The organism is Amycolatopsis jejuensis (assembly GCF_000717335.1).
GTDB classification, from domain to species: domain Bacteria; phylum Actinomycetota; class Actinomycetes; order Mycobacteriales; family Pseudonocardiaceae; genus Amycolatopsis; species Amycolatopsis jejuensis.
The window spans coordinates 20,282-36,462 of the sequence record NZ_JNYZ01000034.1 but is presented as its reverse complement, the minus strand read 5'-3'; the positions used below and the strand labels follow the sequence as shown (position 1 = coordinate 36,462).

General features: G+C 70.1%; 15 protein-coding genes. 8 read left to right on the top strand and 7 right to left on the bottom strand.

Annotation, left to right across the window (positions count from 1 at the left end; all coding sequences use genetic code 11):
- The first annotated feature begins 23 nt into the window (after window positions 1-23).
- Genes OO71_RS36570 through OO71_RS36545 form a run of 6 tightly spaced genes read left to right on the top strand, consistent with a single transcriptional unit; the run spans window position 24 to window position 7,160 of the window.
- Window positions 24-1,646, top strand: coding sequence for an ABC transporter substrate-binding protein (locus OO71_RS36570; RefSeq protein WP_033294594.1), 1,623 nt, complete (start codon window positions 24-26; stop codon window positions 1,644-1,646).
- Window positions 1,647-1,651: 5 nt separating this feature from the next.
- Window positions 1,652-2,275 (top strand): cysteine hydrolase family protein, encoded by a 624-nt coding sequence (locus OO71_RS36565; protein ID WP_162186160.1) that lies wholly within the window; start codon window positions 1,652-1,654, stop codon window positions 2,273-2,275.
- A 2-nt stretch (window positions 2,276-2,277) separates the two neighbouring features.
- Window positions 2,278-3,207: a branched-chain amino acid transaminase gene (locus OO71_RS36560; protein WP_051792664.1), complete on the top strand. Its 930-nt coding sequence runs from the start codon at window positions 2,278-2,280 to the stop codon at window positions 3,205-3,207.
- Window positions 3,183-4,109 carry an acetamidase/formamidase family protein gene (locus tag OO71_RS36555; RefSeq protein WP_051792663.1) on the top strand — a complete coding sequence of 309 codons (927 nt, stop codon included), beginning with the start codon at window positions 3,183-3,185 and terminating at the stop codon, window positions 4,107-4,109. Before OO71_RS36560 ends, OO71_RS36555 begins: the two co-directional genes overlap by 25 nt.
- 16 nt (window positions 4,110-4,125) lie before the next feature.
- On the top strand, window positions 4,126-5,547 hold the full coding sequence (locus OO71_RS36550) for a dihydroorotase (protein WP_033294593.1): 1,422 nt from the start codon (window positions 4,126-4,128) through the stop codon (window positions 5,545-5,547).
- Entirely contained in the window at window positions 5,541-7,160 is a 1,620-nt protein-coding gene (locus OO71_RS36545) for a thiamine pyrophosphate-binding protein (protein WP_033294592.1), read from the top strand. Before OO71_RS36550 ends, OO71_RS36545 begins: the two co-directional genes overlap by 7 nt.
- Window positions 7,161-7,166: 6 nt before the next feature.
- Here the strand turns inward: OO71_RS36545 and OO71_RS36540 are convergent, their stop codons facing one another.
- The 4 genes from OO71_RS36540 to OO71_RS36525 are packed head-to-tail and all read right to left on the bottom strand — an operon-like array spanning window position 7,167 to window position 11,627.
- Window positions 7,167-8,552 carry an amidohydrolase family protein gene (locus OO71_RS36540; protein WP_051792662.1) on the bottom strand — a complete coding sequence of 462 codons (1,386 nt, stop codon included), beginning with the start codon at window positions 8,550-8,552 and terminating at the stop codon, window positions 7,167-7,169.
- Window positions 8,545-9,735 carry an iron-containing alcohol dehydrogenase gene (locus OO71_RS36535; protein ID WP_051792661.1) on the bottom strand — a complete coding sequence of 397 codons (1,191 nt, stop codon included), beginning with the start codon at window positions 9,733-9,735 and terminating at the stop codon, window positions 8,545-8,547. Before OO71_RS36535 ends, OO71_RS36540 begins: the two co-directional genes overlap by 8 nt.
- A complete protein-coding gene (locus tag OO71_RS36530; protein WP_033294591.1) occupies window positions 9,732-10,922 on the bottom strand; it encodes a CapA family protein in 1,191 nt (396 codons plus the stop codon). The genes OO71_RS36535 and OO71_RS36530 overlap by 4 nt, the downstream gene beginning before the upstream one ends.
- A 12-nt stretch (window positions 10,923-10,934) precedes the next feature.
- Window positions 10,935-11,627, bottom strand: a complete 693-nt coding sequence (locus OO71_RS36525) for an aldolase/citrate lyase family protein (RefSeq protein WP_211260786.1) — start codon at window positions 11,625-11,627, stop codon at window positions 10,935-10,937.
- Between the two features lie 64 nt (window positions 11,628-11,691).
- Here OO71_RS36525 and OO71_RS53155 point away from each other — a divergent pair, with 64 nt between their 5' ends.
- Together OO71_RS53155 and OO71_RS36515 are read left to right on the top strand one after the other, a co-directional pair.
- A complete protein-coding gene (locus OO71_RS53155; RefSeq protein ID WP_033294589.1) occupies window positions 11,692-12,306 on the top strand; it encodes a cupin domain-containing protein in 615 nt (204 codons plus the stop codon).
- Window positions 12,299-13,660, top strand: a complete 1,362-nt coding sequence (locus tag OO71_RS36515; RefSeq protein WP_051792660.1) for an MmgE/PrpD family protein — start codon at window positions 12,299-12,301, stop codon at window positions 13,658-13,660. The genes OO71_RS53155 and OO71_RS36515 overlap by 8 nt, the downstream gene beginning before the upstream one ends.
- Before the next feature lie 4 nt (window positions 13,661-13,664).
- Here the strand turns inward: OO71_RS36515 and OO71_RS36510 are convergent, their stop codons facing one another.
- From OO71_RS36510 to OO71_RS36500, 3 genes are all read right to left on the bottom strand, one after another.
- On the bottom strand, window positions 13,665-13,868 hold the full coding sequence (locus OO71_RS36510; RefSeq protein ID WP_033294638.1) for a hypothetical protein: 204 nt from the start codon (window positions 13,866-13,868) through the stop codon (window positions 13,665-13,667).
- Between the two features lie 41 nt (window positions 13,869-13,909).
- Window positions 13,910-14,869, bottom strand: a complete 960-nt coding sequence (locus tag OO71_RS36505; RefSeq protein ID WP_033294588.1) for a Ppx/GppA phosphatase family protein — start codon at window positions 14,867-14,869, stop codon at window positions 13,910-13,912.
- A gap of 160 nt (window positions 14,870-15,029) precedes the next feature.
- Entirely contained in the window at window positions 15,030-16,070 is a 1,041-nt protein-coding gene (locus OO71_RS36500) for an LLM class F420-dependent oxidoreductase (protein WP_033294587.1), read from the bottom strand.
- Between the last annotated feature and the right edge of the window lie 111 nt (window positions 16,071-16,181).

Sequence of the window (16,181 nt, the reverse complement as noted above, 5' to 3'; positions counted from 1 at the left end):
CTTCTTATTGAAGGGAGACCCCGATGCGCATCGGTTCCGCGCGCCGGCGAGCCGGGGCAGGCGTCCTGGCCATGGCCCTGGCCGCCACGATCACCGGCTGCAGCCTCCAGGAGGACACGGCGAGCTCGTCGTCCGGCACGTCCGCGGCGAACGGCGGGCGCACGTTCGTCTATGCCGCGCCCGGCGTTCCGGCCCACCTCGACCAGTTCCCGTGGGGCGGGCAGCCCAGCAAGCTGGTGTACGGGGTGATCGACTCGACCCTGGTCCGCTACCACGGGGAGTGCGACGTCCTCGGCCAGTCCGACGACCTCGAGCCGTCCCTCGCCAGCTCGTGGAAACGCGGCGACGACGGCAAGAGCGTGGTCTTCACCCTCGCCGACGCGACCAGCTCCGCGGGCAACCCGCTCACCGCCGAGGACGTGAAGTGGAGCGTCGAACGGCAGCTGACGCGTGAGCCGTTCATCAAGTCCGCGCTGGGCTTCATCGGGCAGTTCGACACCGGCAAGCTCGTCGAGATCGTCGACCCGAAGACGGTGAAGATCAACGCGAAGGGCGCGTCTTCCTTCGACGTCATGCAGTTCGCCAGCACGCTGCTCACCATCCACGACAGCAAGGCCGCGAAGGCGCACGCGACGGCCGACGACCCGTGGGCCACCAAGTGGCTCGCGAAGAACACCGCCAACTTCGGGCCGTGGCAGCTCGACCGGTTCGACCCGGGCAACGAGGTCTCGTTCACGAAGAACCCGCACTACCAAGGAAAACGCGGCAACATCGACAAGGTCGTGGTGCGGTCGGTGCCCGAATCGGCGACCCGGATGCAGCTCGTCCGGTCCGGTGACGCAGCCTGGGCGGACTCGCTGACCTTCGCCGAGTACGCGCAGCTGCGCGAAGCCAAGGACGTCAAGGTCGAGAACTGCGTGGCGGCCGATCGCGACGACCTGATGCTGCAGCAGAAGAACACCGTCTTCGCCGACCCGCGGGTGCGCCAGGCCGTGGCGATGGCCGTCAACCGGGACCGCATCGTGCAGGCGATCTACCGCGGGTTCGGCAAGCCCGCCGTTTCCGGGGTACCGCAGTACTACAAGTTCCCCGCGCCGTCGGCCACCTACACCTACGACCCGGCTCGCGCCAAGCAGCTGCTGGCCGAAGCCGGGCACCCGAACGGAATCTCGTTCACCGCGCTGTACAGCGAGTCGCGTCCCGGACCGCAGGTCAAGGACGTCGCGGTGCAGCTCCAGGCAGATCTGAAGGCCGCCGGGATCGAGATGAAGCTGCAGCACGTGGCGGGTGCCGCCGAGTTCTTCCAGCTCGTCCGGGAACACCGCTTCGAAGCCGTTTTCTACAGCGACTCGACCTTCGTCGGCGACGCTGCGTACGGTGCTGCCGCCTTCACTCTGTCCACTTCGAACATCAACACCTTCGGCTACGCCAACCCCCAGTACGACAAGCTGGTCGACGAGGCCCGCGGTGCCGAAGGGGCGCAGCGCGACGGGTACATCAAGCAGATCGCCGAGCTGGGCGTCACCGACACGCCGATCGTGTATCTGGTCGACAGCAGCAACGTCCAGGCGCACCGCAGCAACATCAACGGCTTCTCCAACAGCCCGATGCGCACGGTCAATCCCGCCGAGCTGACGGTCGGATGATCGCCATGCGCCTTGATGAACTCGACTCCCGCTCCACCGCCGTGATCGTCGTCGACATGCAGAACGGGTTCTGTCATCCCGACGGCACGGTCGCGAAAGCAGGTCCGATCGATCCGCTCCGCGCGGTCATCCCGAATGTGACAGCGCTTGTCCAGGCGGCGCACGGGGCCAGGATGCCGGTGTTCTGGTCGATCCAGGAGCACCTGCCCCAGGACGTGTCGATCGACCGCAGCAGGCTGACCAACCCGCAGGCGGAACTCGCCGACCCGCCGTGTCTCCAAGGGACTTGGGACGCGGAGCTGATCGACGAGTTCCTCGACTTGGCTCGCAACGACACCCGCATCGTCAAGCACCGGGCCAGTGCCTTCTACGGCACCGGGCTGGAACTGCAGCTGCGCATGCGGGGCATCGGCACGGTGATCGTCTGCGGGGTCAGCAGCAGCTACTGCGTCGACGCCACGGTCCGCGACGCCTACGCCCGCGACCTGCAGGTGATCGTCGCGCGGGACGGCTGCGCCTCCACCTGGCCCGACCTGCACGAAGCAAGCATGAAGAACCACGCGATCTTTCACGGCACGGTGACCGATTCGGACACCATCGTGAAGCTGATCGACGAAGCGAGAGGATGACCATGTCCGCGGCCACCGCCGAGCCGAAGCACCCGCGATTTCTCCTGCACGACGGCAAACTCGTCGACTACGCCGACGCCCGGCTGCACGTGCTCTCCAGCACTCTCAAGTACGGCGTCGGGGTCTTCGAAGGGTTCCGCGCCTACTGGTCGGCCGATGCCGGGCAGCTGTACGGATTCCGGCTCGACGCCCACTTCCGCCGGTTGGTCGACTCCATGCGGGTGGTGGAGATCGACGGTCCCACCGACATCGGCGACCTGCAGGAACAGATGACCGGGCTGATCCGGGCCAACGACCTGCGCACCGATCTGCACATGCGGGCACAGGTGTTCGTCGACTCCGCCGACGGGAAACCCCACGACCGCGGACCGGCGACGGTGTTCATGGCGGCCATCCCGATGGGCAACTACTTCGGCGCCACCGGGCTGGACGCGCAGATCAGCAGCTGGGCCCGGCTGTCGGACCGGTCGATGCCACCCCGGATCAAGTCGATCGCGAACTACCAGAACGGCAGGCTGGCGCAGCTGGAAGCCACCCGGCACGGGTACAACGCGGCGCTGCTGATGACCACCGACGGGCACGTGTCCGAAGGGCCCGGCTACAACCTCTTCATCGTGCGCCACGGCCGGCTCGCCACGCCGCCGGTCACCGACAGCATCCTGGAAGGGGTCACCCGCGACAGCGTGCTGCAGCTCGCGCGGGACGCCGGGCTCGAGGTGGACGTCCGTTCGATCGACCGTACGGAGCTGTACTCGGCCGAGGAAGCGTTCGTGTGCGGCAGCGCGGCCGAGGTGAACCATCTCCGTTCGGTGGACCGGATGCAGATCGGTGACGGCGAAGCCGGTCCGGTCACCCGGGAGCTGCAGGTCCGGTTCCGGCAGGCGGTGCTGGGCCAGACCACGCATCCGTGGACGACCCCGGTGTACCCGTGAACACCTGCCTCGGCATCGACCACACCCACGCCCGCTTCGACTCCACGGTGCCCCCGGCACTGCGGGTCGAGCCGGGCGAGGTGTTCACCCTGCGCGCGGCCAGCCTGCTCGACAACGAACTGTTCGGGGTCAGCGACGAGTACGAGCGCATGGCCATCCCGATCACCGGACCGGTCCACGTGCAGGGCGCGGCGGCCGGAACCGTGCTGCGAGTGGACGTCCGCCGCATCCGGCTGGCCGACGCGGGCGCCATGGTCACCATCCCCGGCCGTGGCGCCTTCAGCCACCACATGGCGCGGACCCACCGTGTCGTGCGGATCCGTGACGGGCAGGTCTGGTTCGACGACGACACCCCGATCCCGCTCGACCCGATGGTCGGCAAGATCGGGGTCTCCCCCGCCGGTCCGGCGCCCAGCTCCAGCACGGTCGGCGGGTTCGGCGGCAACATGGACTGCCGGGAGGTCCGCGCCGGTTGCAGTGTCCTGCTGCCGGTCCAGGTCGACGGCGCGCTGCTGTACGCGGGTGATCTCCATGCGGCACAAGGGGATGGCGAGTCGTCGATGACCGCGGTGGAAACCGCGGGCGAGATCGAGCTGAGCTGCGCGGTGCTCACCGATCTCCCGTTGGCGCGGCCGATCGTGCTCACCCCGGACACCGTTTTCACCATCGGCGACGGGGAAAGCCTCGACGAGGCCGCGCGAGCGGCCCTCGACGACATGCTCGCCCTCCTCGTCGCCGACCGCGGCTGGACCCCCGAAGAAGCCGCGATGTTCGTGAGCGCCGCGGGCAACGTCGGCGTCTGCCAGCTGGTCAACCCCCGGCTGTCCGCGCGCGTCGGCGTTCCCTTCAGCGCGTTCCGCTCCCCCCGGCACCGCGACCTCCTCCGGTGCCCGGCACTCTGATCCGAAAGGCCCGATCATGCTCGATCTCTTGCTCCGCAACGGACTCGTCGTCACCCCGGCAGGCGCGGCACGCCTGGACATCGGCATCAAGGACGGCGTGATCGTCAGCCTCCGCGCCACCGACGAGACGGTCGACGACGCCGCCCGGGTCGTCGACTGTGCCGGAATGCTCGTCGTCCCCGGCGGTGTCGACCCGCACGTCCACACCAACTCGGTACTGCCGACGGCCGCCGAGAGCGGGATCAAATGCTTCGGCCCCGACCGGGTCAGCGAAGGCGCGGTATTCGGCGGTACCACCACCTTGGTCGACTTCGCGCACTGGAAGCCGGGAGACGAGCTGGAGCAGAGCTTCGCCCGCAAGGCGGCGGAGTGGTCCGGCTTCTCGCACACCGACTTCGCCCTGCACGGCACGTTCAACCAGCCGGAAATCCCGTTCGAGGTACTGGAGCAGGTGCCGGACGCGGTCGCCAACGGGCACGGCAGCTACAAGGTCTGGATGACCGACACCACGCCCACCCGGCCCAAGCAGAAGACCGACATCGGGCACATCTGGGGCCTGATGGAGAAGACCGCCGAGGCCGGCGCGATGCTGTGCGTGCACGGCGAGGACGACGACATCGTCATGTACGCCTACAAACGCCTGCAGCGCCAGGGTAAAGTCGGGCTGGAGTACATGTCGCACGCGCACAACAGCCTGTCCGAGAAGCTGTCGTTCCAGCGCGTGATCACCTTGGCCGAGCACGTCGGCGCGCCGATCTACCTGATGCACGTCAGCGCGAAGGAAGGGCTCGACGCGATCGCCGAAGCGCGCGGCCGCGGCCAGGCCGTGTACGGCGAAATCCTGCCCCACTACGCGCATTTCACCGACGAGGACTACGGCCGGGAGCACGGCGCGATCTACCACACGTACCCGTCGCTGAAGTCCGAAGTGGACCGGGACGCGATGTGGGCGGGGCTGCTCGCCGGTACCGTCAGCACGCTGGCCACCGACGGCGTGTGCACGGACCTGGAAGTGAAGACGCGCGGGAACACCATCCTGGACGCCACCGGTGGCCACGCCGGGGTCGAAATGCGGATGGCGGTCGCGTACACCGAGGGCGTGGTGCGGCGCGGGGTCGACCTGACCAGGTTCGTGGACATGACGTCGGCGAACGCGGCCAAGATCATGGGCATGTACCCGCGCAAGGGCGCCATCGCCATCGGCAGCGACGCCGACCTCGCGGTACTCGACACGTCGCAGACCTACGCGGTGACCGCGACCGATCTGCACGAGGCGGATTACTCGCCGTGGGAAGGATTCCAGGCGTCGGCGCGGAACATGATGACGGTGCTGCGCGGTACGGTCATCATGGAGAAGGGCGAGCTGACCTGCGGCCCGACCGGCCGGCTGCAGCACCAGAAACTCGCCGCCGACGTGGCCAGGCGCCCAGCATGCTGATTCCCGGATACCGGCTGCTCGCCCGCACCCTGATCGAGCACGGCGTGGACACCGTGTTCGCTGTGATGGGCGACGGCAACCTGCGGCTGCTGGCCGAACTCACGGCCGGCAAGGGAATCCGCGTCGTGCACGCCCGGCACGAGCAGGGCGCGGTCGCGATGGCCGACGGGTACAGCAGGCTCACCGGCAAGCTGGGCGTGGCGACGGTGACGCACGGGCCAGGGCTCACCAACACCGCCACCTCGCTGGCCACCGCCGCCGCGCACAGCTCCCGGCTGCTGGTGATCGCCGGTGGCCTGGCCGCCGACGATCAGCACAATCTCCAGCGGCTCGACCAGCCTGCGTTCGCCGCGGTACTCGGAGCGGATTGCGTCAGCATCACTTCGCCCGGCCAGATGGCGTCCGCCTTGAGCGAGGCGCTGCGGCGATGCGGTGATGGCCGGACCGTCCTGCTGCACGCGCCGACCGACGTGCAGCTGGCCGGGTGCCCCGATGTTCCGGTGACCGTCCCGGCGGTCACCACGGCAGTTCCGGACTCGCCGACTGTCGCCGCCATCGCGGCGCTGGTCGGCGAGTCCGCCCGGCCGGTCCTGCTGGCCGGGCGGGGAGCGAGCACGGACGACGCGATCAGCGGCATCTCCGCGCTGTCCGACCGGCTGGGCGCACCGATCGTCACCACCTTGCTGGCCAAGGGAAACTTCGCCGGCCGTCCCGCGTATCTCGGGGTGGCCGGTGGCCTCGGCGACCCGGCAGCGAGCGCCGCCCTCGCCGAGGCAGATTGTGTCCTGGCGTTCGGCGCCTCCCTCAACAACTGGACGACAACTGGCGGCGCCTTCACCCCCGGCGCCCGCATCATCCAGGTGGACACCGACCCGCAGGCGTTCGGCCGCTTCACCGACCCGACGCTGGCCGTGCTGGGTGACAGCGCGCGGACCGCCGCGCACCTGCTGGCCATCTGCCGCCCGGGCGCGCGGCCGTTCCGGCGCCAGGTACCACCGGCGGTTCCCGATGTGGTGTCGTTTTCCTCGGCGCTGCACCCGCAAACGGCCTGCGCGGCAGTGGCTGAGGCACTCCCCGAGGACGTCGCTGTGGTGGTGGACGGCGGCCACGTCTGCATCTGGGCGACCCAGCTGCTCGGCCCGTCCCGGCCACGCTCGTTCACGCACGGCTTCTCGTTCGGCTCCATCGCGCAGAGCCTTCCGCTGGCCCTGGGCGCCGCCCTCGGCCTCGGCGGCCGCCGGGTACTGGCCGTACTGGGCGACGGCGCCGCCGCGATGTGCCTGCACGAGTTCGAAACGGCCGTGCGGACCCAGGCACCGCTGACGGTCCTCGTACTGAACGACGGCGGCTTCGGAATCGAACGGCACACCTTGGTCGCCGACGGCCTGGCCACCGAATCAGCCGACTACCCGGCCCCGCGCTTCGCCGACATCGCCACCGCCATGGGCGCCAGGGCAATCCGCATCACCGACCCCGCCGGACTGGCCCGATTGCCCGGCTACCTCACCGGACCCGGACCGGCCTTGATCGACCTGGTCGTCGACCCGGCCGCCGTCAGCGACACCTTCCGCAAGATCAAGGGACTCCCAGCCCCGCAAGCAATCGGAACCTGAGCCGGGTCACCACCCCTTGGCCGCCGCCCGATCCCGCAACCGGCGCGCCGCCAGGTGTCCGGTCCGCCCGATCGCCCCCTGATCCGCCACCAACCGCCCACCTCGCACCACCGGCCGCCCCGCGACGTACACCGACTCCGCGCGGCGGCCGATTCCGCACAGCAGCAACGCATCCAACGGCTCCGACGCGCCCGCGAACTCCGGTCCGGACAGGTCGAAACACGCCACATCCGCAGGTCCGCCGACGGTCAGCTCCCCCAGCCCCGGCCACCCGAGCGCCTGTGCCCCACCGGCCGTCGCCCAGTCCCACACCACGTCCGGCGTCAGCTCGGTGAGCCCCGGCGCCCCGGACATCCGCTGCAGCTGCCAGGTCAACCGGCATTCGGCCAGGAAGTCCCCGCCGTCGTTGGAAGCCGCCCCGTCCACCCCGACCGCGACGATCCCGCCCGCGCGGTGCAGCGGCCACGCCGGGGGGATCGCCGTGGCCAGCCGGGCATTGGACGACGGGCACGTCGCGAGCGCAACTCCGTGGTGCGCCATGGCTTCCTGCTCCGCCGCGGACAAGCGCGTCCCGTGCGCCACCCACACGTGCGGCCCCCACCAGCCCCATTCGGCGAGCCGCTCGGACACCGCCATCCCCGCCTGCGTGTGGTCCGACGGGCGCGGGTGCAGGTGGGTGTGCAGGCGAAGGTCACGCTCCCGCGCGAAGTCCGCGAGCCGGGTCATCAACGCCGGTTCCGTCCACAGCGGTTCCGTCAGCCCGACCGCGACCTTGACCATCGCATCGGGACCCGGGTCGTGATACGCCGTGTGGACCCGATCGAGTTCGGCGAGCAGGGTTTCCGCCGATTCGACAGTCTCGTCCACGGCCGACCCGACCCGGCGCCGCACCGCCTCGCCGACGTCGCGCAGGCCGCCGCGCACCGCGACGAGACGGCACCCGATCTCCCCGGCAGCCCGCACTTGGGCGTCGAAGATATCGGCGTGCCCGCGCGGGAAGTAGTACGTCAGATCGGCGACCGTGGTGACCCCGGTCAGCACCATTTCGGCCAGCCCGCACCGCGCACCGGCCCACGCGGTCTCGGCGTCGATCAGCGACCAGCGCGGGTAGCTCGCCGCGAGCCAGTCCTCCACCGGATGCCCGACCGCGAGCGTCCGGGTGAGCTGCTGGCTCAAATGATGATGCGCGTTCACGAGACCGGGCAGCACGATCCAGCCCGAAGCGTCGACGACCTCGATTCCCGGCGGACGCGGCAGATCCGGCCCGATCGCCGCGATCCGGCCGCCGTCGATCAGCACGTCCGCGTTGCGCAGCAGACGCCGGTCCTCGCGCGCTCCGGCCCACACCGCGTCCGCCCCGGCGAGCAGGACCGGCGCGGCGGGGTCAGCCATGGAGCGCGCGGGACAGCAGCAGCACGACGTCCTCGACGGCCACCGTCCGCGGATTGTTCACGATGGCGACCTCGGTCATCACATCACGGCTGATCGCGTCGATGTCGACCGGCGCGGCGGTGGCTTCCGCGATGGTGCCGGGCAGTCCGAGCCCGTCCCGAAGTGCCCGCAGCGCGGCGATGAAGGCCGCCGCAGTGTGGTCGGCCGCTCCAACGATCCGGGCAAGATCCGCGAGCCGGTCCCCCGCCGCGGACGCGTTGAAGTCGAGCACATGCGGCAACATCACGCAGCTCGTGTGTCCGTGCGCCATCCCCGTGTGGCTACCCAACTGATGCCCGATGGCGTGGGACAGGCCACCGAGGACGTTCCCGGACCCGAACACGCTCATCCACGCGGCCAGCTGACAGTCGAGCCGCGCCCCCGGATCGTCGGGATCGGCCAGTACCGCAGGCAAACCGCGCCACAGCATCGGCAGCGCGTGCCGCACGAGCGCGTCCGTGAACGGGGTGTGGGCGCGCGACAGGTACCACTCGACACAGTGGTCGATCGCGCGGAACCCGGTGGCCGCCCACAGCCACGCCGGAGTGTGACAAACGAGCGTGGAGTCGAGCACGATGTCGGCAGGAGTGATGCGCGGGCTGTGGTACATGACTTTGCCGCCCGCAGGCATGGTCACGGTGAAGGTGGCGGTGTACTCCGCAGCCGACAACGTGGTGGGTACCGCGATCTGGGGCAGGATCTCGCCGTCCGCCGACGCGCCGCCGTGCACCTCGTACTCGGCCAGCACTGCGTCCACCGGCCGCGGGTCCGCAGCGGTCAGGGCGACGGCCTTGGCGCAGTCGATCGCGCTGCCACCGCCCAGCGCGAGCACAAGGTCTGCATTGCAGGCCTTCGCGGCAGCCCTGGCCTCGGCCACGACAGCCAGCGGGACATGGGCGGCCGCACCGGCGAACACACCCGCCAGCCGCCCGCCCAGGATGTCGCCGATCCGGTCCACGGCGCCGGTGTGCCGGACCGTGGCGGGGTTGGTCACCACCAGCACCCGCCGCGCCCCGGCCCGGTCCACCAGTTCCGCGAGATGCTGCAACGCCGTGGGTCCGTACCGCAGGCTCGCCAGCTGGGGCAGCTCGAACAACCGGTCGGTGCCCGGAAGCACGGCCCCGGCCGGCTCCACCGTGGTCATGCCCCCGGAGTCCCGTCGAGCAGGTCCACCACGGGCACTCCGGCCAGGGTGCGCTCGCCGATCCGCCACCCGCCGGACAGCTCGGCACGCTTCGTGATGTCGGTGAGGTAATCCACCACTGCGCTGCCGTCGGCCGACGCCGGGTCGAGCGGAACCGGCTGTCCCGCCGGGTTGATCCGCGCGACGACCACGCCTGCCGACACCGCTCCCCCGGCGTCGATGTCCAGCACCGCCAGCATGGTCATCCGGGCTTCCGGGTGCATCGGCAGCAGCGGGTACCCGTCGTCGCGGTAGCCGTACCCGTATTCCCCGGCGTGCTCCGCCATCCGCGCCAGGATGGCCGGTGGAACCTGGCTGGTGAAATCGGGAACATCGAAGACGAAATGCCCCAGCCCGTAGAAAATCGGCTTCCCGCGGTGGTATTCGGCCCCGCGCAGCATGTGGTGGTGGTGCCCGAGATACGCGTCGGCACCGGCGTCGATCACCGCCCGCGCGAGGTCCAGCTCGTGGTCGAGGACCACCGCCGGGCGGCTGCCGTCGCCGATGTGGATGCTGACCACGACGACGTCGGCCTGCTCCCGCGCCGCCGCGATGTGGCCACGGACCTCGCGCAGGTCCCGGGGATCGACCACGGTGACGCATTCGGGGGCACCGCCGGACTGGAAAGCGTCCATCTCCGAACGGGTGTAGATGTCGTGGGTGCGGATCACCGCAAGCCCCGGCCGGTCCATACCGGCGGCATAACCGGCCGGGTACACGCACGTGTAGGCGAGGAACGCGACAGTGCGTCCGCCGTACTCCACCACCGCGGGAGCGACGGCCTCGGCGCGGTTTTCGCCGCCACCGCACGGCACGATTCCCTGCTCCCGCAACAACCGCAGGGTTTGCCGAAGACCTTCGTGACCGCCGTCGACAGTGTGGTTGTTGGCCAACGACATGACGTCGAAGCCCGCTTCGGCAAGGTGCGCACCGTGTTCCGGACGGCCGAGCACAGGAATGCTCGCGCTCGGTGCCGGGTGTACACCATCGGCATACACGGCTTCGCAGTTGCCGAACATGACGTCGACTTGGTCGAGCAGCGCCGCGCTGGGCGCGAAGGCGGTCAGCGGGTCGGGGCGGTCGACGAGAACGTCGCCCACCGCGCCGATGCGCAGGGCAGCCCGGATACCCGGGTCGGGTGTGGTCATCGAGACTCCCGGTCAGGCGATGCGTTGCGAGGCGAGCTGACCCAGCACGACGGCCAGGTATCGCTCCCAGTAGACGGCACAGCGGTCGGCGCCCTTGGCGAACCCGGCCCGGATTCCGTCGAGGTCACCGGCAGGCAACCCGAGCGAATGCCCGGCCTTGTTCACGGCGGTGGCCACGGCGTCGACCGCCCGCCCCAGTTCCGCGCTCCCCCGGCCGTGCCGGTCGAGATCGTCGGCCAGATCCGTGGGACCCACCCAGCCGCCTTCGAAAAACGGGCTGCGGACAAAGGAATCGACGGCGTCGACCGCCTCGACGGTCTCGAAGAGCACCGTCAGCCGGGGTACCGCACTGTACTGCCGCCCGTAGCCCGACGCGAGGGACACCTGCCGGGGCCGGTGGCCATCGGGCGGATACCGGGTGGCGGCGACGGCATCCGCCAGCTCGTCCGGGGACTTCAGCCGGGGCAGGACCAGCTCGTGGACCCCGGTGTTGGCGAACTCGAGGAGCGTCCGCGCGGCGCAGTCGGGCACCCGCACGGCCACTTCGACGGGCGCGTGGCGGAGCCGCCGGACGACTTCGGCACAATTCCCTGCGGTGATCCCGGTCTGCTCGGCGTCGATCACCAGAAAAGCCACACCGGCGCCGGCGACCAGGTCGCACAGCACCGGTGACAGGTCGGCCGTGAGGATCCCGACTTGTCTCATCTTCACAAGAAGCAACGTAGCACGTATATATTGAAGACACCATCGTGAGCTTAGGGAGCACCGAATGAGTCGACGGGAAGCGCTTCCCGAGGCCGAAGCGCGGGTCGCGCACCTCGGCCGGGTCCTGCACAGCAGCCGTGGCGACAAGATGACCGTCGAGGAGCTGGCGGAGGCGGCCGGGGTCAGCGCGGGGCTGATCAGCCAGCTGGAACGCGGGATCGGCAACCCCTCCTTCAATACGTTGATGCGGCTCTCCCGTGCGCTCTCGACGCCGATCGCGGCGTTCTTCAGCACCGACGAGTACGACCCGGAGCGCATCATCGTCCGCCGCGGCGAACGCCGGAACCTGGTGATGTCCGCCGACGACAGCGACGGGCCCTCGCTGTCGCAGGAGCTGCTGACGCCGGAGACCAACCGCAGGCTCGGCATGATCTGGACGACGGTGCCGCCATATTTCTCCACAGAGGACACTCCGATGTCGCACATCGGCGAGGAGGTGTTCCTGGTCATGGAGGGCACGATCGTCGTGTACCTCAACGGGTACGCGCACGAACTGCACACCGGCGACTCGATCTCGTTCGATTCGGCGGTACCGCACGCGTACGCCAACCTGACCGATGCCCCGGTCGTGTTCGTGGGGAGCTCCACGCCGCCGACCGTTTCCGGCTGTTATGCCTGAAACCGCGGTTTCCGTTGCCTGCGCGGTGAATCAGCTCGCGGACCTGGTCACCACGGTGCGCCACGAGGACCTGCCACCCGGCACCCGGCGGCGGGCCGGGCAGGTCATCGCGGACACCGTCGGGGTCGGCCTAGCCGGGGCGCGTACCGAGCCGGTCCGCACCCTGCTGGCCGGTGCGTCGCCCAGTGCCGAAGCGCAGCTGCTGACCACCGGGTTCCGTCCGACCACCCGCGAAGAGGCGATGACCCTCAACGCACTCGCGGTGTGCGCCACCGAACTCGACGAGGGCACGCGGCCCACCGGGCACCCCGCCATGCACCTGCTTCCCGCGGCGCTGGCCGTGGCCCAGCACCGGCACCTGCCGGGCCGCGACCTGGTCACCGCGCTGGTCCTCGGTTACGAGGTGCAATCCCGGCTGCAGTGGGCATTCCGGCTGCGAGATGGGGTGCACTGTCACGGAAACTTCGGCACCGTCGGCGTGGCCGCGGCTCTCGCGCGCCTAACGGGGTTGTCGTCGGCACAGACCCGGCACGCCCTGAACGGTGCCGCGGGCATGATCGCCGCGACGTCATACGCCTCGCCTTATGCCGGTGCCTCCATGCACACCGCCAGCCCAGCCCTGTCCGTCCAGTCCGGCGCATTGGCCGTGCGGCTGGCGACCGCCGGGTACACCGGCTACGAGCACGCCGTGTCGGAAGGTTTCGGCTGCTTGCTCGGCACCGCCGTCGATCCCGATGCCCTCACCGCCGACCTCGGCTCGCGATGGGCGGTCGACAGCTCGTACGTCAAGTTCCATTCCACGTGCGGCCACGTCCATCCGGTCCTCGACGCACTGATCGACGCGTTGGGGCAAGGACCGTCCCGATGGCTCGCCGCTCCGGTGGACCCGCAGACAGTCCGGTCGCTCACCGTGCGAGTGAGCGTCCGTGCCGCGGAGCTGAACGCGATCCCCGAGCAGCCATCGCCGTTGGCCGCTCGGTTCTCGATTCCCTTGTCCGCCGCGGCTTTCCTGCTGCACGGGCATGCCGGACCCGACGCCTTCGCGCCATCGGCCCTCGCCCGGCCGGACCTCATCCGGCTGGCCCGCACGGTTTCGGTTGTCCCGGACGGCGAATACGACCGGCAGTTCCCCGACCGGCACCTCGCCGAGGTCACCCTGACCCTCACGGACGGCCGGGAACTGCACGGCAGGTGCGAGAATCCCTATGGGAACAACCGGAATCCCGCCTCCACCGCGGACGTGCGCAGCAAATTCCTCGCCCTCACGGCGGATTCGGCAACCGGGCCCGCCTTGTGGGACCGGCTCACCGACCTGGACTCGGTGCCGGACGTATCCGAACTCCTGGCGGCCTGAACGTTCACCCCGCGTCGGTGCCCGGCGGCGGGTCCACGTCCTCGGTGTGCGCCGGGCTCAAATCCGGGCCCGGCACGGTCGCCACCTCGCCGGTCAGCTCGTCCGGCTCGGGCAGCGGGTCCTTCTTCCGGCGGGGAAACGGGGTGTCCTCGTCGCCTGAGTCGTCATCTGAGTCGTCGGAGCGGCCGGGGAACAAGCTCTGGGTCATGCTTCCGGCATACCCGCTTTCCCCGGCCCGCACCAGCGGCTTCACGCGGCCGGACGCGAATGCTTCCCGGTGGCGCCGGTGAGCTGGTCCAGCAGCGTGAGCAGCAGCCCGTCCCGGGTGGACCACGGGCAGATGGTCATCCGGTCGCCCGCGACGGTCAGCAACGCCTCCGCCACCACCGCGCCGCCGAGGGCCTGCTGGGCCCGCCGGCGCGAGATCCCCGGCAGCTGCGCCCGGCGTGCCGAGGGCATCGCGGCCAGCCGCGGAATCCAGGCGCGGATGTCGTCCAGCTGCAGTTCCCGGGTCTTGCCCGGCCGGTCCCCGGCGAGCCGCGCCAGCTGACGCAGCACCTTCGAGCAGCCGACGACCCGGTGTTCGGCCAGTTCCGCCTTCACGTCGCCCAGCGCGCCGGCCACTTCCTCCAGCACGTGATCTCGCAGCGCGCGCACCTGCTTACTGCGCACCGGCGGCTCGGCGGGCAGCCAGTCGCGCGTGACCGAGCGGGCACCCAGCGGCAGCGACCGCGCGAAAGTGGCCTGTCCCCCGGCCCCGGCGGACAGCTCGACGGTGCCGCCGCCGATGTCGAGCACCAGCAGCGGACCCTCGGCCGCGCCGTACCAGCGGCGCGCGCCCACATAGGTCAGCTCCGCCTCGCGGCGGCCGGACAGGAACCGCAGCTCGACCCCGGTGTCGCGGCTGACGACGCGGACCGCCTCCCGTGCGTTGACCGCATCCCGGATCGACGACGTGGCCAGCGGAAACACGTCCTTGACGCCGTGTTCGCGGGCCATTTCGACGCCGCTGGACACCGCGGTGGAAATGGCCGCGATGCCGCCCGGGCTGAGCCGTCCGTCGTCGTCGAGCTCACGGTCGAGCCGCAGCCGGGTCTGGTGCGTCAGCACGGGCTCCAGCGGCGAGCCACCGGGTTCGAGCACGACGAGCCGGGCACTGAACGAACCGACGTCCAATACCGCGGCCACGGGTCCTTCGATCCTGCGCACAGCCTGGCCAACCTCACTTTCGCCACGCCACCGGATTCCCCGGGAACCCGTTTCTACACCCGGGCGCGTATCTCACGCGGGACCTTGACGGCGTAACTACACGGTGGCTTCGACCCTGAGTGCGGTTTTTTCACACTGGGTAACCAGCATCATAGCCGACTTACCCGATGAGCTCCCTGAGCTTGGCGACGGACGCCACTCGCGCGTCGCGTCCGGGCAGCAGCGGATGGACCGACAACGTGGTCACCCCGGCCTCGGCGAACGCCGCCACGCGCTCCTTCACGTAGCCCGCCGGGCCGACCAGCGAGATCGCCCGCAGCAGCTCCAGCGGCACCGCCGCGGCGGCCTCGTCCTTCTTCCCGTCGAGGTAGAGGTCCTGGATCAGCTTCGCCTCGGCACCGTAGCCGTAGCGGGTGGCCAGCGTGTTGTAGAAGTTCTTGCCGCGCGCGCCCATCCCGCCGACGTACAGCGCGACCATCGGCCGCACGTGGTCGAGCAGGTGGTCGACGTCGTCGCCGATGGCCAGCGCCGGACCGGCGAACACGTCCAGCTCGCCCAGCTCCGGGGCCCGCTTGGCCTTGCCCTCGGCGAGCGCGTCGCCCCAGACCCCGGCCGCCCGCTCGGGGTGGAAGAAGATCGGCTCCCAGCCCTCGGCCAGCTCCGCGGTGAGCGCGACGTTCTTCGGCCCGAGCGCGGCGAGCACGATCGGGATGCGCTCGCGCACCGGATGGTTGATCAGCTTGAGCGGTTTGCCGAGGCCGGTGCCCTGGTCCGCGGGCAGCGGGATGGTGTAGTGCTTGCCCTCGTGGACCACGCGCTCGCGGCGCCACACCTGGCGGCAGATCTCGATGATCTCGCGTGTCCTGGCCAGCGGCGCGTCGTACTTCACACCGTGGAAACCCTCGATGACCTGCGGCCCGGACGCGCCGAGGCCGAGCGTGAACCGGCCGTCGGACACGAAGTCGAGCCCGGCCGCGGTCATCGCGGTGAGGCTCGGGGTGCGCGTGTAGATCTGGAAGATGCCCGAGGCCAGCTGCACCCGTTCGGTCTTCGCCGCGAGGTAGCCGAGCTGGCTCACCGCGTCGAAGCTGTACGCCTCGGGCACGAACACGATGTCGAGCCCGGCTTTCTCCAGCTCCACGACGTCCGCGACGCTCTCGGCGAACCCGCCCGAGTAGTTGATGCCGGTGCCGATCCTCATCGAATCCCCTCGTCTCCTGCCGGAAGCCGTGCCGGGTGCCCGCGCCCGACTAAGCGTACGCTCATTATGGAGCACTCACCCGGACGGCGCTACGGCGGAGGTCACACCGGG